Below are 25,513 nucleotides of genomic sequence, written 5' to 3' on the forward strand. Positions count from 1 at the left end.
CTCACCAGGCTAGGGCCATGCCATCGGCACGGGGCTCGGTAGCGGCCAGGAAGGCTCCGGCGGGTTTCAGAATCATCTGGCCCCGGCCAAACGAGGCCCACTCGCTTTGCAGCACCACCTCGTGGCCGCGCTCCTTGAGGCCCTGCACCACGTGCAGGGGCACGGTGGGCTCGAGCTCCACCCGCAGGCCCTGCGTCCACTGCCAGCGGGGGGCGTCCAGGGCGGCCTGGGGGTTCATGTGGTAGTCTTCCAGGTTCACCACCACCTGCAAGTGCCCCTGGGGCTGCATATGCCCGCCCATCACCCCAAAGGGCCCCAGGGGCTTGCCCCCGTGGGTGAGGAAGCCGGGGATGATGGTGTGGAAGGGTTTCTTGGCCGGGGCGTACTGGTTGACGTGGCCTTCCTCCAGCACAAAGCCCGCCCCCCGGTTTTGCAGCGAGATACCGGTGCCGTCCACCACTATGCCGGCCCCGAAGCCCATGTAGTTGGACTGGATAAAGGAGACCTGTAGCTCGCCGTCGGCGGCGCACAGGTAGACGGTGCCTCCTTTAGGCGCACCGGCCTGCACCGGTCGGGCCTGCTCGCCTATCAGACTCCGGCGCTGGGCCAGGTAATCCGGGTTTAGCAGGTCGGCGGCCGAGACGGTCATGGAGCGGGGGTCGCCCACGTGCTTTTGCACGTCGGCGAAAGCCAGTTTGATGGCCTCGAGCTGCAGGTGAAAGCTCTCCACCGAGTCGCGCGGGTAGCGGCTTACCTCGAGGCCCTCGAGGATTTTCAGCGCCATTAGGGCCGCGATGCCCTGCCCTGGAGGGGGTATCTGGTGAACTTCTAGCCCTCGGTACTTCACCGAGAGGGGCTCCACCCACTCCGAGCGGTAGGCGGCCAGGTCGGCGCGGGTCAGGTAACCCCCGGTGGCTGCGGCAAAATCGGCGATCCGGTCGGCCAGTTTACCGCGGTAAAAACTCTCGCTGTGGGTACGAGCCAGCTCCCGCAGGGTCTCGGCATGCCGGGGGCTGCGCCAGATCTCGCCGGGCCGGGGGGCTCTACCGCTGGGCATGAAGACCCCCTTGAAGGGCTGAAAACAGGCATCCTGCAGGGGGCCGTACACCGCCTCGATGCGCCGCCAGTTACGCCCGGTCTCGGGGGTTACGGCAAAACCCCCCTCGGCGTAGCGGATGGCCGGCTCGAAAAGCCGCTCGAAGGGCAGCTTGCCAAACTTTTGGTGCAGGGTGCGCCAGGCATCGGGCGCCCCCGGCACCGTGACCGGTAGCCAGCCGCGGGTGGGCACCTCTCCGCCTGCGGCAAAGGTTGCAAAGTCCAGACCGGCTGGGCTCAGGCCGTTGGCACTCAGGCCGTGCAGTTTCTGTCCGTCGTGTACCAGGGCGAAGGCATCGGAGCCGATGCCGTTGGAGGTGGGCTCGAGCACGGTCAGGGCAATAGCCATGGCTATGGCCGCGTCCACCGCGTTGCCCCCGGCCAGGAGCATCTCCATGCCGGCCAGGGCGGCCTGGGGCTGGCTGGTGGCCACCGCGCCCCGCTTACCGGTCACCACATTTCGGCGGGAAGGATAGGGATACTGGTTGAGGTTCACAGACGCCAATATACGCTACACCGGTTCATCCCAGCGCATAGGCCGGATTGCGGTACACCGGCCCCCTTCCAAAACCAGCTCGGTCGCGCAGAGCATGGCCCGGCCCGGGGCAGCCTTGAAGGGGGTGGGCCGCTGGGTGATGAAACGTCCTAGGAAGCTCTCGACCTCACCCCCGATAATGGAGTGAATGGGGCCGGTCATGCCCACGTCGGCCTGGATGGCGGTGCCGTTGGCCAGAAAGCCAGCATCGGCGGTCTGGACGTGGGTATGGGTGCCCAGCAGGGCCGAGATTTTGCCGCCCAGGTAGTGGCCCAGGGCGTATTTTTCGCTGGTGGCCTCGGCGTGCACTTCGAGCAGCGCGTAATCGTGTTCGACTTCGGCCAGCACGGCCTCGCTGGTACGGAAGGGGTCGTAGAGGTTTAGACCCATATCCACCTGCCCCATCACCTGCATCACCAGGAGTTTTTCACCTTTGGCCTCGAGCACCCAGTGGCCTTTTCCGGGGGTGCCGGGGGGGTAGTTGAGGGCGCGGATGATCGGCTCGGTTTCGATGAGTTGGTAGATGTCTTTGTGGTCCCAGGCGTGGTTGCCCAGGGTGATCAGGTCGGCGCCGGCTTCGCGCAGCTTGCGGTAGGCGGGCTTGGACAGGCCTTTACCGTGGTGGGCATTCTCGCCATTGACGATGACCAGATCGTAGTGGGAGCGTAGGTCGGGAAGGTGCATCGCCACGGCCCGCAAGCCCGGCTCTCCAAAGACATCGCCGACAAACAAAACACGCATAGGCCCAGCTTATCGCGGCTGCCAGAATGACGGGGTGCAAAAGACCGCAGGCTCTAACTTACCCCACGGGAAGCTTCGCCCCTTGGCCTGTTGTAGTAAAAGGTGTTTTCCTGTTCGAGCACCTATTTGCGCTTCCCTGAATATCAGCAGCAGGGCACCTAGCTTTGGGTTGCAAGGCCTAGGTAGATGGCCTCGAGCTCCCCCCCAAGCTTTTCCGGGCTGTCCGCGGGAAGACGGCAGGCCCCGTGCTGGCACAGGTACGCCAGACCGGGCTCTCGGTTTTGCAGAACCGGGAGCGAATCGGGCGGGCCATAGGCCAGGGTGGTGAGGGGCAAAAACCACTGGCGAATGGGGTGGATCATCTCTGTTGGCGCTACCAGGGCCAGCTCGCTGCCGCGGGTACCCACCAGGTGGGCCTGGAGCAAGGCCGGAAAGCCAAAGGCGTTGTGTAGCAGGCGCTGGGCGTTGGATTCCACCGCTGCCAGCGCAGCCTGATGCCATTCTGGGCGTTCGTAAAGCGCTGCCAGCCGAAACAGCAGCTCGGTTGCTGCCGCATTTCCCGAAGGGTAGGGCCCATCGTAGGCATCGCGGGCCACCACTGGCAGGGTCTGGTCCAGCGAGTCACGGAAGGCGCCCGTGGGCTCTTTGAAGTGGGTCATGATGGCTTCGGCTAGTTGCCGGGCACCCTCGAGCCACCCCAGCTCCCCGGTGGCCTCATACAGTGCCAGCAGACCCAGCCCATAGTTGGCCTGGTCGCTCAGGTAGGCCTGGGGCTTGAGCAGGCCTTGGCGCCAGCTATGCCGCAGCAGGCCGTCTTGGTACATCTCCTGCATCACGAACGACGCATTTTTGCGGGCGACCTCGATATACTGGGGCTGCTCCAGCCAGCGCCCCACATCGGCCATGGCCCGCAGCATCAGGCCGTTCCAGTCGGCCAACACTTTGTCGTCGGTGAGGGGTGGGGTGCGTTGTTGCCGCGCAGCGTACAGACGGTGGCGCACGCTTTGTACCCAGTGCTCGAAGGCTTCGGGCCCCAGGCCCAGGTGTTGCATCAGAGCCGCATCGGGAATGCGCCGCTCGAGCACGTTGGTGTGCTCCCAGTTCCCGGCCTCCGAGACTCCAAATAAGAGCATGGCGGCCTCGGCTTCTGCGCCCAGAATCCGACGGAATTCCTCGGCCTGCCAGACATAGAATTGCCCCTCCACCCCCTCCGAGTCGGCATCCTGAGCTGACCAAAACCCGCCTTCTGGCCCGGTCAGCTCGCGCAGCACGTAATCCAGGGTTTCCTGGGCAATCCGCTGGTAGCGCCGGGCTTGCTCGAGGGGGGCCTGGGGCATCCGGCTAGCGGCGGCGTAGAGCCGAGCCAACTGGGCGTTGTCGTACAGCATCTTCTCGAAGTGCGGCACCCGCCAGATGCCGTCCACGGCGTAGCGGTGGAAGCCACCCCCTACCTGATCGTAGATGCCACCTTCGGCCATCCGGTCCAGCGTAAGCTGCAGGTGCTTCCAGGCGGTTTCGTCGCCCAACCAGGCGTGGGAGAGCAAATACAACAGGCCCGGTGATTGGGGAAATTTGGGCGCACCCCCAAAGCCGCCGTAGGCCTGGTCGAAGGCCCTAGACAACCCGGCCAGGGCAGCAGTGTGCAGTTCCTCTGGCAAGACCCCTGCCCTTGGTTTGAGCTGGTCTTGCAGGTACGTGGTGAGCTGCTCGGCGTTCTCCAAAACCTCTTTTTGCTGGTGCAGCCAGGCGTTGTATACGCCGGCCAGCACCCGCCGGAAGCTGGGGAAGCCCTGCCGGTCTTCCGGTGGCCAGTAGGTTCCACCAAAAAAGGGGCGCAGGTCGGGCATCAAGAACATATTCATGGGCCAGCCACCCGAGCCGGTCATGGCCTGCAGGGCCGACATGTAGACCTGATCCACGTCGGGCCGTTCTTCACGGTCTACCTTGATGGGCACGAAATGGGCATTCAGAAATTGAGCCACCTCGAGGTCTTCAAAGCTTTCTCGTTCCATCACGTGACACCAGTGGCAGGTGGCGTACCCCACCGACAAAAAAATGGGCTTGTTTTCGGCCCTGGCTTTGGCGAAGGCTTCCTCGCCCCAGGGGTACCAGTCCACCGGGTTATGGGCGTGCTGCAAAAGATAGGGGCTGCTCTCCTCAGCAAGTCGGTTTGGCACACCCCCAGCCTAGCCACTGGGCGTTAGAGTAAAAGTGTGGTGAGACGCAAGCCTACCCGCGCGACCGTGCGTTACCTGGCCCGCCGTTTGCTGGCTGGTTTGATTGACCTGGGCGTGCTGGCCGGCTTGCAGTTTGGCATTGTGCGGGCGGTAACCGCGCTGTTTCCGCCCACCCACCCAGGCCACCACTTTTCAACCGAGGGCCTGATTCTATTTGGCCTGTTCTCCCCGCTGGCTTGGTTTATCTATGCAGTTTTGCCGCTGGCCCGCAAGGGTCAGACCCTGGGCAAGGAGCTGATGGGGCTCCGGGTGGTGAACCAGGCCGGGCAGCCCCCCAGCTTGGGGCAGGCCTTTGTACGGGAGAGTCTGGGGCGCTGGCTGAACGTCATGGTGCTGAACCTTGGCCTGCTGCTGGTGCTATGGGATCGAGACCACCAGGCCCTGCACGACATGATGGCGGAAACTTTTGTAGTGACGCTCCGAGCGCGGCAGGGCGGCAGTTTGCTAGACTAAAAAACTGTGAGCGACACCGCTACCAAGACCCGCAGTCAGACCGCTGCCCGCACCCCGCCGCGGTACAAGGTGTTGCTGCTCAACGACGACTACACCCCCATGGACTTTGTGGTGGAGGTGTTGATGCGGTACTTCAAGAAGAGCGAACTCGAGGCCACCCGCATCATGCTGCAGGTGCACCACGCGGGGGTGGGGGTGGCTGGGGTGTACCCCTTTGAAATTGCAGAGACCAAGGTCAATCAGGTCATGGCGGCGGCCAGCGCCGAGGGCCATCCGCTGCAGTGCACCATGGAACCCGAGTAGAGCCGGTTTTTGATGCCGGAATTGCAATATCCAAGGTGCCAAACGTACAAAAGAGCGCTGGCGCTGGGGGTAGAGTTGGGTCATGCACCTTGCACCTTCCAACCAACGTTGGTACAGGCTGGCTTTTGCTCTGGCGATTCTGACCGTTGTCTACAACCTGCTCGAGGGCCTGGTCTCGGTCTGGTTTGGCGCCGCCGACGAGTCGCTGACCCTTTTTGGCTTTGGCCTGGATAGCTTCATCGAGATGATCTCGGGCCTGGGCATTCTGGCCATGGTGCTGCGCATCTGGCGGCACCCGGGGGCGCCCAAGGGTCGCTTCGAGAAAACTGCCTTACAGATTACCGGAACCGGTTTTTACGGGCTGACCGCGATTCTTTCGGCCATGGCCCTCTACAACCTAAGCACCCAGCACAAGCCCGAGACCATCCTGGCGGGCGTGGTGATTGCGGTCATCTCGATCTCGCTGATGTGGGCGCTGATTCACTATAAAACCCAGGCGGGTGTGGCGCTGGGCTCGGAGGCCATCCTGGCCGATGCCCAGTGTGCGCGGGTCTGCATGTATATGTCGGGCCTGCTGCTTTTGTCGAGCCTGATTTACTCCCTGAGCGGCATCTGGTTTGTGGATAGCCTGGGGGCTTTGGGCCTGGCCTACCTGTCCTTTACCGAAGGCCGCGAAGCCTTTGCCAAGGCCAATGGCGCTGAATGCAGTTGCCACGCCGGAAGCTAGCGGGCGACTTTTGGAACAATCTGCGCCCACCGGCCTGCTAGACTCGAGCCAGCAGGTATGGAGACCCCTCTGACCCCCACCCTTGAACGTTCGATTCGCCGCGCGCTGGAGATGGCCCTCGAGCGCGGGCACGAGTACGCCGGCCTCGAGCACCTGCTGCTGGCCCTGCTCGACGACCCCGACGCCAGCCGGGCCTTGCAGTCCTGCAAGGTCAACCTCGAGCACCTGCGGGCTTTGCTCGAGGAGTCGCTGCGCCAGTTTGAGCGCATTCCGGGCAGCGAACCCGAGCCCACCACGGCCTTTCAGCGGGTGATCCAGCGGGCGGTGTTGCAGATGCGCTCCGCCGGGCGCGACCAGGCCAACGGGGCCAACGTGCTGGTGGCCATCATGGACGAGCGGCAGTCGGCGGCCTATGCCCTGCTGGAGCAGCTCGGCGTGACCCGGCTCGACCTGACCTCGGCCCTCTCGAGGGGGGCCCTGCCGCGGGGGGCGTCGTCCAACATCGAGCCCGTGCAGGTGGGCGAGGAGGGCGCGGGCATGGCCCAGAACCCCCTCGAGGCCTACTGCACCAACCTGACCGAACGGGCCCGCAAGGGCGAGCTCGACCCGCTGATTGGGCGGGAGAAGGAGCTCGAGCGCATCCTGACCGTCCTTTCCCGTCGGCAAAAGAACAACCCCCTGCTGGTGGGCGACCCGGGGGTGGGCAAGACCGCGCTGGTGGAGGGGCTGGCCCAGCGCATCGTGGCCCCGACCGCAGCGCTTCCCCTGCCCAGCCGGCTGGTGGGGGCCGAGGTCTTCGCGCTGGACATGGGCAGCCTGCTGGCCGGCACCCGCTACCGGGGCGACTTCGAGGAGCGGGTCAAGGCGGTGATGAAGGCCCTCGAGGCCCATCCCAACGCCATCCTGTTCATAGACGAGATTCACACCATCGTGGGGGCTGGCTCCACCACCGGCTCTACGGTGGATGCCAGCAACCTGCTCAAGCCGGCCCTCACCGGCAAACTCAGGTGCATCGGGGCCACCACCTTTGCCGAGTACAAGCACTTCGAGAAAGACCGGGCCATCGCCCGGCGCTTCCAGAAGATTGACATCGGCGAGCCCTCCCACGCCGACGCGGTGAGGATCCTGGAGGGGCTCAAGCCACGCCTGGAGGCCCACCACCAGCTCACCTACACCAAAGCGGCCCTCGAGCGGGCGGTGGAGCTGGCGGCCCGCCACCTCTCCGAGCGCCGCCTGCCCGACTCGGCGCTGGATGTGCTGGACGAGGCCGGGGCCGCCCAGGCCCTGCTGCCGCCGGGCAGGCGCAAAAACCGCATCGGGGTGGCCGAGGTCGAGGCCACCGTGGCCCGCATTGCCCGCATTCCGGCCAAGAACCTGAGCCGCGACGACGAGACCGTGCTGGCCAACCTCGAGCAGGAGCTAAAACGCGCGGTGTTCGGGCAGGACAGGGCGGTGGAGGAGGTCGCCAGCGCCATCAAGCTCGCGCGCGCCGGCCTACGCGACCCGCAGAAACCCATCGGTTCATACCTGTTCGCTGGCCCCACTGGAGTAGGCAAAACCGAGCTGGCCCGCCAGCTTGCGGCCTCGCTGGGGGTGCCGCTGCTGCGCTTCGACATGTCGGAGTACATGGAGAAGCACTCGGTCTCGAGGCTGATCGGTGCCCCGCCGGGTTATGTGGGCTTTGACCAGGGCGGCCTTCTGACCGACGCGGTGCTGCAAAACCCCCACTGCGTGCTCTTGCTGGACGAGATCGAGAAGGCCCACCCCGACCTCTACGCCATTTTGTTGCAGGTGATGGACTATGGCCGGCTCACCGACCACAACGGCAAGACCGTGGACTTCCGCAGCACCATCCTGATCATGACCACCAACGCCGGGGCCGCCGAGGCCAGCGAGCTGCGGGTGGGCTTCCTGGGGGGCACCCGCACCGAGGCCAGCGAAGAGGCCCTCAAGCGCATGTTCACCCCGGAGTTCCGCAACCGCCTGGACGCCATCGTGCACTTCGACCCGCTCTCCCCGGCCATCATGCAGCAGATTGTGGGCAAGTTCCTGGGGCAGCTCGAGGCCCAACTCAAGGAGCGCAAGGTGGTGCTCGAGGTACAGCCCGAGGCCACCGCCTGGCTGGCCGAGCACGGCTACGACCGCCTGATGGGGGCCCGCCCGCTGGCCCGGCTGATCCAGGAAAAAATCAAGAAACCCCTGGCCGACCTGCTGCTCTTTGGCCCCCTCAAGCAGGGGGGGCGTTTGCAGATTGTGCGCCAGGGTGAGGAGATCGCGCTAAAGGCCCATCCGGCCTAAGCACGAAGAACCAACGGCCCATAGGGTATGCTCGGCCCATGAACATCCTGCTTTTGGGGGGAACCCGCTTCGTGGGCCGGCACATTGCCGAAGCGGCTTTGCAGCGCGGCCACCAGGTGAGCACCTTTACCCGTGGCACCAACCCCCTCCCCGGCACCGAGTCGCTGGTGGGGGATCGCAAAAAAGGTGACCTGGGGGCGCTCGAGGGCCGTACCTGGGACGCCGTGGTGGATGTCAACGGCTACCTGCCGCGGGAGGTGCGGGAGGCGGTGGGGGTGCTCCAAGGCCAGGTGGGCCGATACGCCTTTATCTCCACGGTCTCGGTGTATCGGGAGTCGGCTGCGCCGCTGGACGAAAACGCACCCTTGCAAACCCTGGCCGACCCCACGGTGGAAGAGGTGACCCCCGAAACCTACGGGGGCCTCAAGGTGCTGTGCGAGCTCGAGGTCGAGCGGGCCTTTGGCGAGCGCAGCCTGGTGGTGCGCCCCCACCTGGTGGTCGGGCCCCGCGACCCCACCGACCGCTTCACCTACTGGCCGCGCCGTTTTGCCGGGGGAGGCCGGGTGCTGGTGCCGGGCAAGCCAGAAAATACCTTGCAGTTTGTGGACGCCCGCGACCTGGGGCAGTTTGTGATTCTGGGCCTAGAGAAAGGCCTGAGCGGAGCCTACAATGCCGCCTCTACGCCTGTGACCTGGGGCCACCTGGTGAAAGCCTGCCAGCAAGCCACAGCCAACCCTGCCGAGGCGGTCTGGGCTGATGAGCAGTGGCTTTTGGACAACCAGGTTACGCCCTGGGCCGACCTGCCGGCCTGGATTCCTTCCTTTGCACCGGGCCGCGGACTCGGCCAAATTCAGAATGCCAGGGCCCAGGCTGCTGGTTTCAGCATGCGCCCCCTCGAGCAAACCGTGCAAGATACCCTGGCCTGGGACAAAACCCGCAGCGAATCCCTTCGGGCCGGTATGAGCCGGGAACGGGAGTTCGAGCTCTTGCAACTACTGGTCTAGCACGTATATTTCATTCTGTCGCCTCGAGAGCCACTTCACCCCCTCAGCCCGTACCACCACATCCTCTTCGAGCCCCACATAGCCTATACCCTCCACCATCACCCCCAGTTCCAGGGTATACACCTCGCCCTCCTGCACGAGGCCTTCGGGCGTCTGGCCGTAGCGCGGCCAGCGTGGCCCCAGCAGGGTTCCGCCGTCGTGGGTGGCCCGGCCCAGCCCGTGTCCGGTGGCGTATTTGTACTCGGGGTAGCCCGCGTTCACAATCACGCTGCGGGCCGCCGCATCCACCTGGTAGCCCCGCGCACCGGGGCGAAGGGTCTGGGCGGCGGCCTCGATGGCATTCCACACCGTTTGAAAAGCGTGCTGCAACTCGGGCGGAATCCCCTCCCCTGGTCTGGGCCAGTAGTAGATGCGCTGCAGGTCGGAGCAGTAGCGGTCTTTTTTCACGCCGTAGTCGGTGTGAATCAGCATGCCCGGTTCCAGCCGTTTGTCGGTAGGGCCAGCGTGGGCGGGCATCCGGGCAAAGCTCACATTGGGGCAGCCCGACCAGCCCCAGGCCGGTTCCAGCCCGGCTTCTCGGATTCGCCCGTGCAGAAAAGCCGCTACCTCGGCTTCCGAGATTCCATCCCGAATGATGCCGGTCATGGCCTGCAAATCATTCTCGGCTGTCTCCACCGCAGCCCGGATGCGGGCCTGCTCGGCGGGGGTTTTGACCGAGCGCAAGCTGGAAAGAAAGCTCGAGGCCGATGTGAACTCGAGCCCAGGCAAAGCCCGCTGCAGGTTCAAAAACATGCCGTGGGTCAGGCCATCACATAGGGGGTTGTCCGGGGCAAAGTTGAGCAGTATGCGCCGGGGTTGCAAGGCCTCGACCTGGCTTTTCAGCAAGGCGTCGTAGTCCTCGTCGTAGCTCAGAACCCGCCAGTCGGCAGGTATGCTAGCCGCATCAAAGCGCCCAACAATGGCCACACAGGTCTCGCAGGTCAGCAGGAAAAAGGCGTCCCAGGTTAGGTGAGCATCGCTAATGAGCGATAGAGCTGGCTCGGGCTGCTCCAGGTTCTCCCGCGTGGCAATCAACCAGAGATCTCCCGGAGCCAGCAACCGCTGGGCCTGGGCCCGCTTTTCACGGTGAATTTGCGCGTCGCTTGGCACAGCTTTAGCCTATCCGGCCCGCGAACCGGGCGCAACGCAACCCCATCACAAGGCTCGATGGTGTGGGGTTCCGCCCTTCATCACCAGTTTGAGGTGACGCTCTGGGTTGGTGAGGACGCGGATGTCCTCGAGCGGGTTTCCATCCACCACAATCAGGTCGGCGTATGCACCCGGCGCCACCACCCCCAGCCGCCCCTCGGCCCGTAGCAGCCGGGCCGCATACAGGGTCGCGCCGCGGATGACCTCGAGGTTGGGCTGCACCTGCGCCCGGATGGCAAACTCCTCGAGCTGGTGCCGGTGCATGGCCCCCAACAGGTCGGTGCCGTAGGCCAGGTTCACCCCGGCTTTATAGGCCATCTCCAGCGCGGCCAGCCCCTTGTCGAGCACCAGGTCAATTTTGTAGGCCACCTCCTTGGGCAGGCCCGCCGCCACCCCCTCCTGGGCCAGGGCCTGATAGGTGATGAGGGTGGGCACCATCCAGGCCTCGTGCTGCAAGAATAGCTCGACGCTGGACTCGTCAATCAGGTTGCAGTGCTCAAGGCTCCGCACCCCCGCGCGCAGGGCCCGGTTGACCGCGCGGGCGGTGTAAGTATGGGCCATCACGTACAGGTCGGCCATCTCGGCCTCCTCCACCGCGGCCCGGATCTCCTCGAGGGAAAACTGGTCGTTGGTTAGGCGGTCGGTGGGCGAGGCGATGCCGCCCCCCAGCATCAGCTTGATCTGGTCGGCCCCGCGGCGGATCTCCTCGCGGGCCGCCCGCCGCACCTCGGACACCCCGTCCACCACCCGGCCAAAGGCCACCGGGGTGCTAACGGTCTCGACTGCGATCTCGCCCGCCGCCCGGCTGTCGGCGTGGCCCCCGGTCTGGCTCAGGGCCCGCCCGCAGATAAAAAGCCGTGGCCCCATTATCAGCCCTTCCTCGACGGCCCGCTTGAGGCCAAAGTCGGCCCCAGCCGCGTCCCGCACGGTGGTAAAGCCGCGCAGGAGCATGGCCCGCATAATCTCGGCGGCCTGCAGAGCGTTGTAGTGCGGGGAGGCGTTGTGCAGTTCGCGTAGGTTGGCCGTCCAGGCCAGCACGTGCACGTGAGCATCAATCAGCCCTGGCAGGAGGGTTTTACCCCCTAAGTCAATCTGTACCACCCCGGCGGCCCGGGCCTCGGGGGCTTCTAGGTGCATGGGCTCGAGGCGCTCTATCAGGCCGCCCTGCACCACCACCCGCTGATTGGGCAAAAGCACGCCGCTCTCTACGTCCAGCACGTTGGCGTTTTGGAGGAGGGTTATAGGCGACACGGGCAAGTCTAACATCCTAATGCGTTTGTACTATTTTTCCCATGAAATAGGGCTTAAAGTCACTCAACTACCTCATGGTTTTCCGATAGGATATGAGAACCAAGCACTAGGAGGTGCTATGAACGTTCTGGAACGACAGCAGGAGGCGGGCCTGGCAACCCCTACACCCATCATCAACGACTTTTCTCTAGTGGTAGCCACCGCCAACGGAACCGGTAGTCAGACCGCAAACCTTACGCTGTTGCGGTCTTTTTTTAAGCTGGGCATACCGGTTCATGGCAAAAATATCTTTCCTTCCAACATCCAGGGGCTTCCCACCTGGTATCACATCCGGGTGAGCCACGAGGGCTACATCGCCCGCAAGCCCTCGGAAATACTGGTGGCCTTCAACCCCGCCACCGCCCACGAAGACCTGCAGGAGCTACCCAGCGGCGGGGTATGTATCTACAACGCCGACCTGAAGAACCTGCCCCAGCGCAACGACATCACCTATTACCCGGTTCCGGTCGGCGAGCTGATCGCTGGAATTGACGTGCCGGTCAAACGCAAACCCTACATCGCCAACATGGCCTACGTGGGGGTGGTGGCCTGGATGCTGGGGGTGTCGCTGGAGGTGGTGGAGGAAGCCCTGGGTGCGCAGTTCGACTACCGCCCAAAGCTGGTGGAAAGCAATATGCAGGTGGTACGCCGGGCCCACACCTGGGCCACCGAGAACCTGCACAAGCAAGACCCGTTCCGCCTCGAGCCCATGAACCAGACCGAGGGCCTGGTCATCATGACCGGCAACGAGGCCGGGGCCTTAGGCGCAGTGTTCGGCGGGGTGAGCGTGGCCGCCTGGTACCCCATTACCCCCTCCACCAGCTTTATGGATGCCCTGCGGGAGTTTTTGCCCAAACTGCGCAAGGATGAAAACGGCCATCCCACCTACACTGTGATTCAAGCCGAGGACGAGCTGGCCGCGGCGGGCATTGTGATGGGGGCGGGCTGGGCAGGGGCCCGGGCCCTCACCGCCACCAGCGGCCCCGGCATCAGCCTGATGGCCGAGTTTGTGAGCTATGGCTACTTCACCGAGATTCCCGCGGTGATCTGGGACATCCAGCGGGTAGGCCCCAGCACCGGCCTGCCCACCCGCACCAGCCAAGGGGATGTTGCCTTTGCCTACACCCTGGGCCACGGCGACACCAAACACCCCATCCTGTTCCCCTCCTCCATCGAGGAATGCTTCGAGTTTGGCTGGAAGTCGCTGGACCTGGCCGAGCAGCTCCAGACGCCGGTGTTCGTGCTCTCCGACCTGGATCTGGGCATGAACAACTGGATGGGCCAACCATTTGAATACCCCAACCAGCCTATGCAACGCGGCAAGGTGCTGAACGCGGAAGAGCTCGAGGCCCTGGGCGGCTTTGCCCGCTACAAAGATGTGGACGGCGACGGCATCCCCTACCGCACCCTGCCCGGCACCCCCCACCCCCTGGCTGCCTACTTCACCCGTGGCAGTGGTCACAACGAGCAGGCCCAGTACAGCGAGCGCGCCGACGACTGGGCACGCAACATGGCCCGTCTGGCCCGCAAGTTCGAGACCGCCCGCAACCTGGTGCCCGCCCCCGCCATAGATCACCACCCCTCGGCCAAGGTGGGCCTGATTGCCTACGGCACCACCCGCTACGCCATCGAGGAGGCCCGCGACCGGCTGGCCTCCCAGCTCCCCACCAGCTTTTTGCGCCTGCGAGCCCTGCCCATCAACCAGCAGGTGCGCGATTTTGTGGCGGCCCACGAGCGGGTCTACGTCATCGAGCTCAACCACGACGGGCAGATGTGCGGCATCCTACGGGCCGAGATGCCCGATTACGCCGCGCGGATTCACTCCATCGCATACCTGGACGGGCTACCCCTCACGGCCCGCTGGGTGCAAGAGCGCCTGTTGCAAGCAGAAGCCAACGCATAAAAGCAAGCCAGAGGATGATCCTATGGAAAACCTCAACCCAGCCTCCACCATCAAGCTCAATGCGGTGGGTCTGAGCAAAAAAGACTACGACGGCAGCCCCAGCACCCTGTGCAAAGGCTGCGGCCACAACTCCATCGCCAGCCAGATCGTGCAAATCGCCTTCGAGCTTAACCTACAGCCCCACCAGATCATCAAGCTCTCGGGCATCGGCTGCTCGTCCAAGTCGCCGGCCTATTTTTTGGGCATGTCCCACGGCTTCAACGCCCTGCACGGGCGGATGCCCAGTGTGGCCACCGGGGCCCTTTTGGCCAACCACACCCTGAAGGCCATTGGGGTCTCGGGCGACGGCGACACCGGCAGCATCGGGATGGGCCAGTTCAAACACCTGATGCGCCGCAACGTGCGGATGGTTTACATCGTGGAGAACAATGGCGTATACGGTCTCACCAAGGGGCAGTTCTCGGCCACCGCGGAAGAGGGCCTCGAGCTCAAATACGCCGGCCACAACGAGTTTCCCCCGGTAGACCTGTGCATGGAAGCCATCATCGCCGGGTGCGGCTTTGTGGCCCGCAGTTTTGCCGGCGACGCCAAACAGGTGCGCGAGCTGCTCAAGGCCGCCCTCTCCCACCGGGGCACCGCCCTGCTCGACATCATCAGCCCCTGCGTGGCCTTCAACAATGAGGACGACAGCCCCAAGAGCTACGGCTACGGCACCAAGCACGAACAGCCCCTGCACGAGCTGGGCTTCATCCCCTACGCCGAGGAAATTGCCATCGAGCCCTTGCAGCCCGGCGAGTTCCGCACGGTGCGGCTGCACGACGGCTCCCTGATTAGCCTGCGCAACCTGGACCACGACTACGACCCCACCAACAAGCTAGCAGCCCTGGAGCGCCTCCAGCGGGCCCAGGAGACCGGGGAGTTCATCACCGGCCTCATCTACTACAACCCCGAGCGGCCCAGCCTGGCCGAGGTAGAAGAACTCAACACACCGCTCTCCCGCTTAAGCACCGAGCAGTTGCGGCCTAGTCAAGCAGCCTTGCAGCAGTTTTTGCAGAGCTACCGATAGCATCGAGCGGCGGGCCGAAGAAGCCATCGGAAAAGCGCAACCAGACTTGCTATAACCAGCCGCGTAGGCCATATGTCAACAGACCCAGGTATTCCCGCGTCACTGGGGTGAGGGCGCGCAGCCGGTCAGCGGACTTGGTGAGGGTCATATCGAAACGGGGCTCGGTGGAAACCACGCTCACCACTTCCAATCCCAGCTTGCGAAAGGCCCCCACCGCCCGGCGGCTGTGGGTGGGCGTGGTCACCAGGAGCACCCGGCGGTAGCCTCGAGCCCTGACCAGCTCGGCCACCGCCAGCGCCTCGGTGCGGGTGGTGCGCATCTGGGGCAAAAAAAGAATCTCCGGGCCTTCGTCCCCGTGCAACGCCTGCACCCGCTGGGCGGCCACCCGGCCCAGCGAAGGGCAGCGGGCGTCGCCAAAAATCTCCCCCACCGTGTCGGAGAGGGTGATGCGGGGGGCATACCCGGCCCGCCAGAGCTCGAGGCCCTTCTCCAGCCGGGCCAGCGAGGAGGCCTCGAGCTCCCCCGCCCCGCAGTGCATCCCACCCCCCAGCACCACAATCAGGTCGGCTTTTTGCGGGACTTCGTTCACAATCAAGCCCTCTGTCAACACCCTGGTGAGCGGGGTAAACACCACCGCCGCAATAAGCAGCGCACATAACACACTGCCTCCAAGCAAAACCCGGAAAGTGGGGCCCCACCCTCCCAGCAGCGTTCCGCCCAGCCAGAGCCCCACCAGCGGCCCCAGGCCCAGCTCGGGGTTGATCACCAGCCCTAGCGGCAAAAGCAGCAGGCTCAGTCCCCCAGCAATTAGCAGTCGCACCGATAATCCTGGCATCGCGACCATCTTATCGTTCCGCTACCGTTCCCATTCTCGTTTTATGACGCTTTTTATGCACGAAACGCATGATACGATATATTCATGGCCGTTTTGACCACCGATCAGAAGATGGTGCTGGACATGGTACGGGCCGTCTCCCGCGAGGTGCTGTGGGCGATGGCCCCTGAGTACGACCGCACGGGGCAGTACCCCTGGCCCCAGCTCAGACAGCTCGCCCAGCTCGGCCTTTTGGGCATGACCACCCCCGAGGCCTGGGGTGGGGCCGGGCTCGACGCGGTCACCTGGGCTTTGGCCATGGAGGAGATCGCCGCTGCCGACCCCAGCGTGGCGGTGATTCTCTCGGTCACCTCCGGCCTGCCCCAGTACATGCTGAACCGCTTCGGCAGCGAGGCGCAAAAAAAGAAGTATCTGGTGCCCCTGGCCCGCGGCGAGTGGATTGGGGCCTTCTCCCTCACCGAGCCCCACGCCGGCTCCGACCCGGCCTCCCTCAAGCTCTCGGCCCAGAAAGTGCCCGGCGGCTGGGAACTCAACGGCCTCAAAAGCTGGGTCACCTCCGGCGGACAGGCCCAGGTGTATGTGGTGATGGCCCGCAGTGAGGCCGGCATCAGCAGCTTTATTGTGGAAAAAGACACCCCCGGCCTCAGCTTTGGCAGCCCCGAGGAAAAAATGGGACTGCACGCCGCCCACACCTGCGAGCTGCGCTTCGAGGGGGTTTTTGTACCCGAAGAGAACCTTCTGGGCCAGGAGGGGCGCGGGCTGGCCCAGGCTTTGGCTGGACTGGACTCGGGGCGCATCGGCATTGCCGCCCAGGCGGTGGGGATGGCCCGCGCGGCCTTCGAGATTGCCCGGCAGTACGCCGATGAGCGCACCCAGTTCGGTCAGAAGATTCGGGAATTCCAGGGGGTGGGCTTCAAGCTGGCCGAGATGCACACCCGCATAGCCGCCGCCCGGGCGCTGGTGCTGGAAGCCGCCACCAAAAAAGACCGGGGCGAAAAGTACACCCTCGAGGCCTCCACCGCCAAGCTCTTTGCCTCCGATGTGGCCGTGTGCGTAACCCGCGAGGCCGTGCAGGTGCTAGGGGGCTACGGCTACCACCGCGAGTACCGGGTAGAGCGCTACTACCGCGACGCCAAAATCACCGAGATTTACGAGGGCACCAGCGAAATTCAGAAGCTGGTCATCGCCCGGGAACTTTACCGCTAAACCCGTTGCAGCCCTGGGGCCCTTGGCCGTAGGCTTTGTGCCGATGAATGTCTTGATCATTTATGCCCACCCCAACCCCAACTCCTTCAACGCCGCCCTGCGCGACCTGGCGGTGCGGGCCCTGAGCCAGGCCGGGCACAGTATTCTCCTTTCCGATCTTTACACCATGCGCTTCAACCCGGTGCTGAGCGCCCAGGAACTGCAGGGCGACCTGCAAGACATCCAGCCCGAAATCGAGAAGGTGCGGCGGGCCGACCTGCTGTTGTTTCAGTTTCCCGACTGGTGGTACGGGATGCCGGCCATCATGAAGGGCTGGATTGACCGGGTTTTTGCCTACGGGTTTGCCTATGATGACGAACACAGTTTCGAGAACGGCCTTTTGCGGGGCAAAAAAGCCCTGCTCAGCCTGACCGTGGGGGCCCGCGAAGACTACTTTCGCCAGGCCCCCCAGCGCGACCTGATGCGGGTGCTCGAGCCCATCCACTACGGCATTTTTGCCTACTGTGGCCTGGAGGTACTGCCCCCCTTTATCGCCTACGGGCCGGGCGAGATGAGCGAGGCCGAGCGTAAAGCCACCCTCGAGGCCTTCCGCGAGCACCTAAAAAGGCTCCCCGAGCTCGAGCCCCTGCGCTTCAGCTCGACTTAAGCCATCGGGCCTAAGCTACCCCCATGCACCGCCGCACCGTGCTCAAAGGCCTGGCCTCGGCCCTGCTAACTGGCCCCTCTGCCTTTGCACAGGCCACCCCAAACCCCAGCAACCCCCGCCACCACAAACTGGCCGCTTTATACTCGGCCCAGAACCGCGGCATCGCCCTGCTGGTGATGGTGGACGGCCAGATCCTGTTCGAGGATTATCCGGGCCGGGGCCGCCCCACCCGCGCCCACGAACTGGCCAGCGGCACGAAGAGCTTTAGCGGCGTCATGGCCGTGGCCGCTGTGCAGGACGGCCTCCTCTCGCTGGAAGAACCCCTGGCCCAGACCCTGACCGAGTGGCAGGGCGACCCCTGGCGTTCGCAAATCAACCTGCGCCAGCTCTTGCAGCTCACCAGCGGCATTCCCGGCGGCGAGCTGGCCCGCCCCCCCACCTACCAGGCCGCCCTCGAGACCCCCGCCGAGGCCCCGCCCGACACCCGCTTTTCCTACGGCCCCATCCCCTTTCAGATTTTTGGCGAGTTGATGCACCGCAAGCTCAAGGGCGACCCCCTCGAGTACCTCACAAACCGCATCTTCAAACCGATTGGCCTGGAGTACGCCTTCTGGCGCCGGGGGCCCGACGGCCACCCCCACCTGCCCTCCGGAGCCTTCCTGACCGCGCGCAACTGGGCTAAGTTCGGTGAGCTGGTGCGCCAGGGCGGGCGCTGGCAGGGCCAGCAGGTGGTGGACAAGGCGCTGCTGCAAAAGTGTTTTGAGCCCTCGAGGGTCAACCCCATCTACGGCCTGACCTGGTGGCTGGGACGCCCCATCAGCCCGGCCCAGCGCGCGGCCATTGGACGCGTAGGACAGGACATTGACTCGCTGGCCGACACCCCCGGCCTCCCCGACGACCTGGTCATCGCCGCCGGCGCGGGCGACCAGCGCCTCTACATCAGCCGCCAGCTCAAGCTGGTGGTGGTGCGGCAGGCCGAGGGCATTGTCGAAAGCCTGGCCGGGCGCCGAACTGCCTTCTCCGATGCTGTTTTTTTGCGCCTGCTCTTGACCGGGCAGGGTTAGCCCAAAGCCGCCGGATGCGCTAGACTGCCGCCGTGACGCAAGGTGAAGTACGCGAACTGGTCTGGAACGCCCTGGCCCAGCACCGGGCCGCCACCTACCCCACCCCACCCCACGGACACCATCCCAACTTTGTGGGGGCCAGCCGCGCCGCCGAGCGCTTGATGGGCCTCCGGCTGTGGCAGTTGGCCACGGTGATCCTGGCCGGCCCCGACCAGGTGCTTAAGCCGCTGCGCGAGGCAGCTTTGAAGTCCGGCAAAATCGTCCTCATGCCCCACCCCGACAAAGCTGGGCGGTACTTGAGCCTCGAGGGCCTCTTACCCCACCAGCTCAAACGGGTGCGGGAAGTGGCCCAACTGGGCAAACCCATCGAGCTAAAAGAAACCACCATAGACCTGGTGCTGGTGGGGAGCGTGGCGGTGGACGAAGCGCGCAACTGGCTGGGCAAGGGGTACGGCTTCCCCTACAAAGACCTGCAGGTGGCCGCGCCCTGGGTCACCCTGGCCCATACCCTGATGATTTTTGATGAGCTGCCCTGCCAGCCTGAACGAAGGGTAGACCTGATCGCCACCCCCCATCAGATCATTGGGGTTTGAGGTGGCCGTCGGGCAGGCCCCATATTGCGGCAGGGGCCAGCTCCACCAGGTTGCCGGCAGGGTCGCGCACGTACAGGCTGGGGCCGGCTTTCCACTCGGCCCAGGTGACGGGGTAGCCGTGGGCCTCGAGGCGCTCGGCCCAGCCTGGCAGTTCCTCGGCTGCTACCCGGAAACACACATGCACGCTGCCCTCGGCCCCATGCGGCGGCAGAACGGTTTCCTGCTGGGTGGCCTGGGGGTTGAAGACCAAAAAGACCCCCGGCCCGGCCCGAAAAAACAGATGCCGGCCCGGCTGCTCGGCGAAAAGCTCCATACCCAAAAGACCCTGGTAGAAGCCTCTGGCAGCCTCGAGGTCGGTCGCATACAAGCAGGTCTCGAGTACCCCTGCAATCTTCATCCACACCCCCGGCTACAAGCGGTTATTGGCTTGGGCCAAGGCCTTAAGTCCGGCAGCAACCCCTGCGTCCAGATCGTTTTCAGCATAGCGCCACGACCAGTTACCTCCCAGTTTTCCGGGAAAATTCATACGGGCCTCAGTGCCCAGGCCGAACACATCCTGCAGCGGCGCTACCGCCAGATGGGCCGGACTTTTGAAGGCCAGCTCGATAAAAGCCCCAGCCACCTCATATTCCGATAAACATCGAATACCGTAGCGGGTCAGGTAGTCTCGCATGAACACCAACTCGGCTTCTGGCGCAGTGCGGAACCAACCCAGGCTGGTGTCGTTGTCATGGGTTCCGCTGTACACAATCACATTGCCATGTTTGGGGTAGTTATGCGGCAAGAAGACGTTGGCTTCATCGGAAAAGGCGAACTGGATGATCTTCATACCCGGAAAACCAAAGCCATCCCGCAAGGCTTCCACCTCGGGTGTGATGACCCCCAGGTCTTCGGCAATAATCGGCGCATCCCCCAAGGCTGCCCGCACCGCTCGAAAGAGCTTTTCTCCTGGTGCCTTAACCCACCGACCTTTGATGGCATTGGGCATGCCAAAGGGTATTTCCCAATAGGCCTCGAAGCCGCGAAAGTGGTCAATCCGCACCAGATGGCACTGTTTGAGGGACTGCTGGATGCGCGAAACCCACCAGGCAAAGTTCTCCTGCTCCATCACGTCCCAGCGGTACAGCGGGTTGCCCCAGAGCTGGCCGGTCTCGGAAAAGTAGTCCGGCGGCACACCCGCCACCACCGTAGGGTTGCCATCTGGATCGAGGTAGAAGTACTGCGGGTTGGCCCAGACATCCGAGGAATCAAAGGCCACAAAGATGGGCATATCTCCGATAATCTGAATCCCTTTGGATTCGGCATAGGCCTTGGTTTTACTCCATTCGGAGTAAAACAACCACTGAATCCACTCGTGCAGGGCTACATCATAGGCTAGCTCTTCGCGGGCTTTGGCCAGGGCGGCTGGCTTGCGATCGCGCAGTTCGGGGCTCCATTCGTTCCAGGGTTTGCCACCAAAGCGGGTCTTGAGGGCCATGAACAGTGCAAAGTCTTCCAACCAGCCCTGCTCGGCCTGGATAAATGCCTCCAGTGCAGCCTTGTCCTGGGCAGAAGCCTTGGCCTGAAACCCGGTGAATGCCCGTCTCAAGAGGGGCCAGCGGGTCTCGTAGAGCCAGCCATAATTCACACTACCAGCAGGGTAGGCAGGTGGCTCCTCACTTTTTTCCAGCCAACCCTTTCCAATCAGCATCTCTGGGTCTACCAGGTAGGGATTGCCCGCAAAAGCCGAGAAGGACTGGTAGGGCGAGTCGCCATAGCTGGTGGGACCAAGGGGCAACACCTGCCACCACTTAGCCCCGGTAGAAGCCAACCAGTCTAAAAACCGCTCCGCTTCCCGGCCCAATGCCCCAATCCCCCACCGACCGGGAAAGCTGGTGGGATGGAGCAGAATCCCAAACGAACGCTCAATTTTCATAGCAGGAGTAGCTTATCCCACCCATTCCAATAATGGAAGCGCTTCTATCAAGATATCCCACCGGGTTTTAGAAACACCGCAGATAAAGTCAAAAGCAGCCTCACTCTAAGCGAGGCCGCTTTCTACAGGATTTTTGCCTTGCGGTGCTGTTGCCTGGAAGCCCCCGATCCTGCCTTCAGTCTGCGGCAGCCCCCACCACCCCTAGTTCCTTGTCCACCAGCGCCAGCGCTTCTTCGATGATGGCGAGACCGTAATCTAGCTCTTCCCTGTTGATGACTAAAGGCGGGCAGATCATCACGGTGTTGAAACGAACGAAGGTGTAAAGGTGCTTGGCCTTGAGGTGCGCAGCCAGCTTGGTCATCTCGGGGCTGGTGCCGTTGAAGGGAGCCAGGGGTTCTTTGGTGGCTTTATCACGCACCAGTTCGATGATGCTGAAAAGACCCTTGTAGCGCACATCGCCCACGCAGGCATATTTGCGTCGCATGGCTTCCAACCGCTGGGCCAAGTAAGCACCTTGAACTTCTACATTTTCAAAGAGGTGCTCCTCCTCGTAGACGCCGATGTTGGCCACCGCCGCCGCGCAGGAGAGGGGGTGTCCGGAGTAGGTCAGGCCGCCCCACAGCATGTTCTTCTCGAAGAACTCGGCGATGGGGGCGCTCACAATCACCGCGCCCAGCGGCATATACCCACTGGTGAGGCCCTTGGCGGCGGTGATGATGTCGGGCTTGATACCGTAGTGCTGCGTGGCCAGCCACTTGCCGGTGCGCCCAAAACCACTCATCACCTCGTCGGTGATCAGTAAGATGCTGTACTTGTCACACAGCGCCCGCAGTTTGGGGTAGTAGTCGTCGGGTGGCACCAGCACCCCGTTGGAGCCGGTGATGCCCTCGACCAAAATTGCCGCGATGGTGTGCGGCCCCTCCATCTGGATAATCTCTTCGATGTGGCTCACGCACTCGCGCTTGCAGGAGTCGGGGGTCTTGCCAAAGGGACACCGGTAGCAATAGGGATCGAAGGCCCGCACGATGCCCGGAATGCCCGGCTCCACCGGCCAGCGCCGCGGATCGCCGGAGGCGGTCATGCTACCCATGGTAGCCCCGTGATAGCTGCGGTAGCGGGTGATGATCTTGTCGCGCCCGGTGTAGAGTCGGGCCATCTTCATGGCGTTCTCGTTGGCCTCGGAGCCACCCAGGGTGTAGAAGGCCTTGGCTAGGCCCGTGACCTCGGCCAGCTTTTTGCCCAGCACACCCCTGGGCTCAGTAGCGAAGCTGGGGCCGGCGAAGCACAGTTCGTCCACCTGACGCTTAATGGCCTCGAGCACCTTGGGGTGCTGGTGTCCTACGTTGATGTTGATAAGCTGGCTGCTAAAGTCAATCCACTGGTTGCCGTCGCCGTCCCAAAACCACACGCCCTTGGAGCGGGTCATGTGGATGGGATTGGCGGCGCTTTGCACCGACCACGAAAACAAGGTGTAGTCGCGGTTTTCCTGAATGACTTCCCTGGTCGAGCGTTCCATACCGAAGCCTCCCCTACGCGTTTAGATAGTCTCAATGGTAGCCCTCTGCTCAGGCAGAGGCAATGGTCAAAGTGTCAAAGAACATAAGTCTTTTGTGTTAGATGTAAAATATTTTTTATTTATCTGCAACCATCAGGGCTCGTTATAGTTTTATCGGTGACCAATGAGGTCTGACCTAGCTACGCCGCGTGGGATTGGGGGTCAACCGCAGTTCTACCTTGAGAATCTGCTGCCCCCGCCGCACCGTAAGGACAACGGTGTCACCCACCTCTTTGCTACGTATGTAGCGCTGGAGCTCGGTGACATTGTTAAAAGGACGCCCATCGGCCTCGAGGATCACGTCAAACTCGTAGACTTCCCGACCGTTCTCACGCCGAATGGCAAAGCCGCGCAAACCCGCCTGCTCGGCGGCCCCACCGCGCAGCAGACCCTGGATCAAAACCCCTTCCCTGGGGATGCGCAAGGTAGCTGCGGTTTCGTCGTCTATCTGAAAAAGCTGCACCCCAATATAGGGCACATCGCGTTTGCGGCCTGACTGAAGTTGCGTAATCACATCGCTTAGACCCAGCAAGGGAGACAGATAGCTCTCAAATACCCCGTTGGGCTGACCAATCGCCACCACCACTGCAACCACCCGCCCAGCTTGGTTGACCACCGGGCCACCCGAGTCGCCCGGGGCAAGCGGGATGGTAGTGGAGATCGCGATAGAGTTGAAAAATGGGAAAATATCGCGATCGACGGTATTGACCAGCCCGTAACGTGGTGCAATAAAATCGCCCCTCGAGTTCCCTACGGCCAGCAAAGGCTCTCCCATGCGGGGGCCCTGGCCAGTCTCGAGCCCTAAAAAGGACACTGGCCCATTCACCCTGGCCCGCAAAATAGCGATGTCGCGGAACTCATCGTAGCCCACCAGCTCGGCGGCGAACGATTGGTTGTTGGAGTTGATCACCCGGAAGCTGCGGGTGTCTTCAATCACGTGGTAGGCGGTCATGACCAGTCCATCGGCACTGATAAAAAAGCCGGAGCCAGTGCCTTCTGGAACCGTTTCGATACGTACTGCAGCCGGGAGGGTGCGGGTATAGACTTGCTCGAGGGCAGTTCTGATTTCGGCGGTCAGGGTACGGGGAGCCTGTGCCGGTTGAGCCTGGATCACCGCAGCCAAAGTGCCCAAATAGGCCACCACCGCAAAGATCAACCATGAACGCCGCATTTGTAATCTCCTTTGGATGCGCCAGTGCGCAGCTATAAAAAAAAGAGTAGCTTATCCACGCCGGATTTCGATGTTGGAATGCACACTTTTTGCTCTCATATTTCCCAACAAAAAGACCTCCTCCACTTGGAGGAGGTTTTGGGCAGGAAGACTTATCGTGCTCTTCACAGACGTTGCCTCCCATCCGGGAGGCAACTGTGCTGTGCAGAACCCAGCAATTGGGTTTTGAGCGGCTCAATAATTGTGAAGAGCGCTCTAGCGGCCTGAAAGACCCCGGTTAATTTCCGCCACCATTGCGGTCACGATTTGAGCTACGTTGGTATCGGTTCTTTGAACTGCCTGGGAAAGCGCATTGCCCCAGGGCCCCCAGACCTTACCCATCTCGGGGATGTTAGGCATGGGCGAACCCAACGCGATGGTGGCCGAAAAACCAGCCACAACCGGATCGTTGCGCAGTTGCTGTACGGCCTGCTTGGAAACCGGTAGACGGCCACCGGCCTTGTTGAAGGCCACCTGGTTCTGGGTGCTCACCAGCAGCTTGGCGAAGTTGGCTGCCGCGGTCTTGTTGCGCGAGTAGGCGTTCATGGCCACACCCTGCACACCCACAAACGGGCGCCACTGCCCACCACCAGGCGGGTTGGGCATGGGCGCGATGCCGAAGTCAATGTTGGCTTTTCTGTAGTCGCCAATCGCCCAGGGGCCGTTGAGAATCATGGCCAGGGCACCTTCTTTGAAGGCGCTATCGGCCACGCCGTAGTCCACTCCCTCGGGAATCAGGCGGTAGCGGTAACGCAGGTCCTTGATGAAGCTCACTGCACGGTTGCCCGCATCCCCACCTAGGCGGGTCTGGCTGGCATCCACGCCCTGGGCCGTGCGGCCAAATACGCTGGCCCCATAGGCCGTAAACCAGCCATAGTTGAAGTAGGGGTTGGCCAGGTCGTAGAGGAAGCCAAAGGAGTTACCCTTGGTGTTTTCCTGGGCGATTTTGAGGAACTCGTCCCAGGTCTTGGGGGCTTCCTTGACCAGCTTTTTGTTGTAGATCAGGGCCACCGACTCGGCGAACATGGGCAGCGCGAAAAGCTGGTTGCGGTAGGTGAGCGCATCCACCGCCACATCCGAGAGGCTTTGAATGTAGCTGCTGGTTGCGTACTTGCCCATAGGCTCCAACACACCCGCTGCGGCCATAGCACCTACCCAGTCGTGGGGGATGCTTACCACCAGATCGGCAGCCTGACCCTGGGGTGCTCCCAGGATGAACTTGTTCTGGATATCGCCAAAAGGCACTTCGACGATATCCACTTGAGTTCCGCTGCTCCTTCTAAAACTGTCAGCAGTTTGCTTGAGCCAGGCCAACTCGGGGCCACCGTAGTGCGTCCAGACGGTGAGCCTGCCCTGGGCCATCGCCGAGCCCACCAAACCGAGGGCCGCCACGGCTGCAATCAAGAGACCTTTTTTCATGTCCTCCTCCTAGTTTCAAGCCATCGCCTCGACAGTGGGTCAAGACATGGCTTGCTTTGCACCTCGACAGCAGTCTCTGGCAGCGTTTCCATAGTGTTCTAAACGTCACTTTTAGACCTTCTGCCTTCTGCGTCAATAGGTATCTTACTACAATCTCGGACTAAGTAAAGCGTCTGGAATCACCCCAAAACACAACTAAAGGTCATGTCAAGACTTGCGTCTTGGATTGG

General features: G+C 63.0%; 22 protein-coding genes. 11 read left to right on the forward strand and 11 right to left on the reverse strand.

The genetic code is table 11. The annotated features are described in order from the left end of the window. Position 1 precedes the first annotated feature (1 nt). From WKI89_RS00310 to WKI89_RS00320, 3 genes are all read right to left on the reverse strand, one after another. Positions 2–1,591: a gamma-glutamyltransferase family protein gene (locus WKI89_RS00310; protein ID WP_337867218.1), complete on the reverse strand. Its 1,590-nt coding sequence runs from the start codon at positions 1,589–1,591 to the stop codon at positions 2–4. 15 nt (positions 1,592–1,606) lie between these two features. Then, complete coding sequence (locus WKI89_RS00315) at positions 1,607–2,371, reverse strand: TIGR00282 family metallophosphoesterase (protein ID WP_337867219.1); 765 nt, start codon at positions 2,369–2,371, stop codon at positions 1,607–1,609. A gap of 158 nt (positions 2,372–2,529) precedes the next feature. Further along, positions 2,530–4,548, reverse strand: a complete 2,019-nt coding sequence (locus WKI89_RS00320; RefSeq protein WP_337867220.1) for a thioredoxin domain-containing protein — start codon at positions 4,546–4,548, stop codon at positions 2,530–2,532. 36 nt (positions 4,549–4,584) lie between these two features. On the opposite strand from WKI89_RS00320, the gene WKI89_RS00325 reads away from it, so the two are divergent. The 5 genes from WKI89_RS00325 (at position 4,585) to WKI89_RS00345 (ending at position 9,393) form a co-directional block, all read left to right on the forward strand. Beyond that, positions 4,585–5,061, forward strand: a complete 477-nt coding sequence (locus WKI89_RS00325) for an RDD family protein (protein WP_337867221.1) — start codon at positions 4,585–4,587, stop codon at positions 5,059–5,061. Positions 5,062–5,067: 6 nt separating this feature from the next. Continuing rightward, the gene (gene clpS / locus WKI89_RS00330; RefSeq protein ID WP_337867222.1) at positions 5,068–5,364 is read left to right on the forward strand and encodes an ATP-dependent Clp protease adapter ClpS; all 297 of its coding nucleotides are present in this window, start codon (positions 5,068–5,070) and stop codon (positions 5,362–5,364) included. 82 nt (positions 5,365–5,446) lie between these two features. Beyond that, positions 5,447–6,091: a hypothetical protein gene (locus WKI89_RS00335; RefSeq protein ID WP_337867223.1), complete on the forward strand. Its 645-nt coding sequence runs from the start codon at positions 5,447–5,449 to the stop codon at positions 6,089–6,091. Between the two features lie 57 nt (positions 6,092–6,148). Next, positions 6,149–8,389 carry an ATP-dependent Clp protease ATP-binding subunit ClpA gene (clpA, locus tag WKI89_RS00340; RefSeq protein ID WP_337867224.1) on the forward strand — a complete coding sequence of 747 codons (2,241 nt, stop codon included), beginning with the start codon at positions 6,149–6,151 and terminating at the stop codon, positions 8,387–8,389. Between the two features lie 38 nt (positions 8,390–8,427). Continuing rightward, entirely contained in the window at positions 8,428–9,393 is a 966-nt protein-coding gene (locus WKI89_RS00345; protein WP_337867225.1) for an NAD-dependent epimerase/dehydratase family protein, read from the forward strand. On the opposite strand, the gene WKI89_RS00350 is transcribed toward WKI89_RS00345, so the two are convergent. Further along, positions 9,382–10,542 (reverse strand): Xaa-Pro peptidase family protein, encoded by a 1,161-nt coding sequence (locus WKI89_RS00350; RefSeq protein ID WP_337867226.1) that lies wholly within the window; start codon positions 10,540–10,542, stop codon positions 9,382–9,384. The genes WKI89_RS00345 and WKI89_RS00350 overlap by 12 nt on opposite strands. Positions 10,543–10,587: 45 nt before the next feature. Further along, the gene (locus WKI89_RS00355; protein ID WP_337867227.1) at positions 10,588–11,832 is read right to left on the reverse strand and encodes an amidohydrolase family protein; all 1,245 of its coding nucleotides are present in this window, start codon (positions 11,830–11,832) and stop codon (positions 10,588–10,590) included. Between the two features lie 118 nt (positions 11,833–11,950). Between WKI89_RS00355 and WKI89_RS00360 the strand changes: the two genes are divergently transcribed. Both WKI89_RS00360 and WKI89_RS00365 read left to right on the forward strand, forming a co-directional pair. Beyond that, positions 11,951–13,774, forward strand: a complete 1,824-nt coding sequence (locus WKI89_RS00360) for a 2-oxoacid:acceptor oxidoreductase subunit alpha (RefSeq protein ID WP_337867228.1) — start codon at positions 11,951–11,953, stop codon at positions 13,772–13,774. A gap of 22 nt (positions 13,775–13,796) precedes the next feature. Further along, positions 13,797–14,840, forward strand: a complete 1,044-nt coding sequence (locus tag WKI89_RS00365) for a 2-oxoacid:ferredoxin oxidoreductase subunit beta (RefSeq protein ID WP_337867229.1) — start codon at positions 13,797–13,799, stop codon at positions 14,838–14,840. Between the two features lie 49 nt (positions 14,841–14,889). Here the strand turns inward: WKI89_RS00365 and WKI89_RS00370 are convergent, their stop codons facing one another. Further along, positions 14,890–15,675, reverse strand: a complete 786-nt coding sequence (locus WKI89_RS00370; protein WP_337867230.1) for a YdcF family protein — start codon at positions 15,673–15,675, stop codon at positions 14,890–14,892. Between the two features lie 84 nt (positions 15,676–15,759). Between WKI89_RS00370 and WKI89_RS00375 the strand changes: the two genes are divergently transcribed. Genes WKI89_RS00375 through WKI89_RS00390 form a run of 4 tightly spaced genes read left to right on the forward strand, consistent with a single transcriptional unit; the run spans position 15,760 to position 19,184 of the window. Beyond that, complete coding sequence (locus WKI89_RS00375; RefSeq protein WP_337867231.1) at positions 15,760–16,881, forward strand: acyl-CoA dehydrogenase family protein; 1,122 nt, start codon at positions 15,760–15,762, stop codon at positions 16,879–16,881. 43 nt (positions 16,882–16,924) lie between these two features. Then, a complete protein-coding gene (locus WKI89_RS00380; RefSeq protein ID WP_337867232.1) occupies positions 16,925–17,527 on the forward strand; it encodes an NAD(P)H-dependent oxidoreductase in 603 nt (200 codons plus the stop codon). Positions 17,528–17,550: 23 nt separating this feature from the next. Beyond that, complete coding sequence (locus WKI89_RS00385) at positions 17,551–18,591, forward strand: serine hydrolase (RefSeq protein WP_337867233.1); 1,041 nt, start codon at positions 17,551–17,553, stop codon at positions 18,589–18,591. A gap of 32 nt (positions 18,592–18,623) precedes the next feature. After that, complete coding sequence (locus WKI89_RS00390; RefSeq protein WP_297561124.1) at positions 18,624–19,184, forward strand: 5-formyltetrahydrofolate cyclo-ligase; 561 nt, start codon at positions 18,624–18,626, stop codon at positions 19,182–19,184. Here the strand turns inward: WKI89_RS00390 and WKI89_RS00395 are convergent. The 5 genes from WKI89_RS00395 to WKI89_RS00415 all read right to left on the reverse strand — a co-directional run bounded on the left by WKI89_RS00395 (position 19,171) and on the right by WKI89_RS00415 (position 25,283). Next, positions 19,171–19,581, reverse strand: a complete 411-nt coding sequence (locus tag WKI89_RS00395; protein ID WP_337867234.1) for a VOC family protein — start codon at positions 19,579–19,581, stop codon at positions 19,171–19,173. The two genes, WKI89_RS00390 and WKI89_RS00395, sit on opposite strands and share 14 nt — an antisense overlap. Positions 19,582–19,593: 12 nt before the next feature. Then, the gene (malQ, locus tag WKI89_RS00400) at positions 19,594–21,099 is read right to left on the reverse strand and encodes a 4-alpha-glucanotransferase (RefSeq protein WP_337867235.1); all 1,506 of its coding nucleotides are present in this window, start codon (positions 21,097–21,099) and stop codon (positions 19,594–19,596) included. Positions 21,100–21,274: 175 nt separating this feature from the next. Next, positions 21,275–22,615 (reverse strand): aminotransferase class III-fold pyridoxal phosphate-dependent enzyme, encoded by a 1,341-nt coding sequence (locus WKI89_RS00405; protein ID WP_337867236.1) that lies wholly within the window; start codon positions 22,613–22,615, stop codon positions 21,275–21,277. A 175-nt stretch (positions 22,616–22,790) separates the two neighbouring features. Next, on the reverse strand, positions 22,791–23,825 hold the full coding sequence (locus WKI89_RS00410; protein WP_337867237.1) for a S1C family serine protease: 1,035 nt from the start codon (positions 23,823–23,825) through the stop codon (positions 22,791–22,793). 255 nt (positions 23,826–24,080) lie between these two features. Then, entirely contained in the window at positions 24,081–25,283 is a 1,203-nt protein-coding gene (locus WKI89_RS00415; RefSeq protein ID WP_337867238.1) for a maltose ABC transporter substrate-binding protein, read from the reverse strand. Between the last annotated feature and the right edge of the window lie 230 nt (positions 25,284–25,513).

Source organism: Meiothermus sp. (genome assembly GCF_037443965.1).
GTDB lineage: Bacteria > Deinococcota > Deinococci > Deinococcales > Thermaceae > Meiothermus.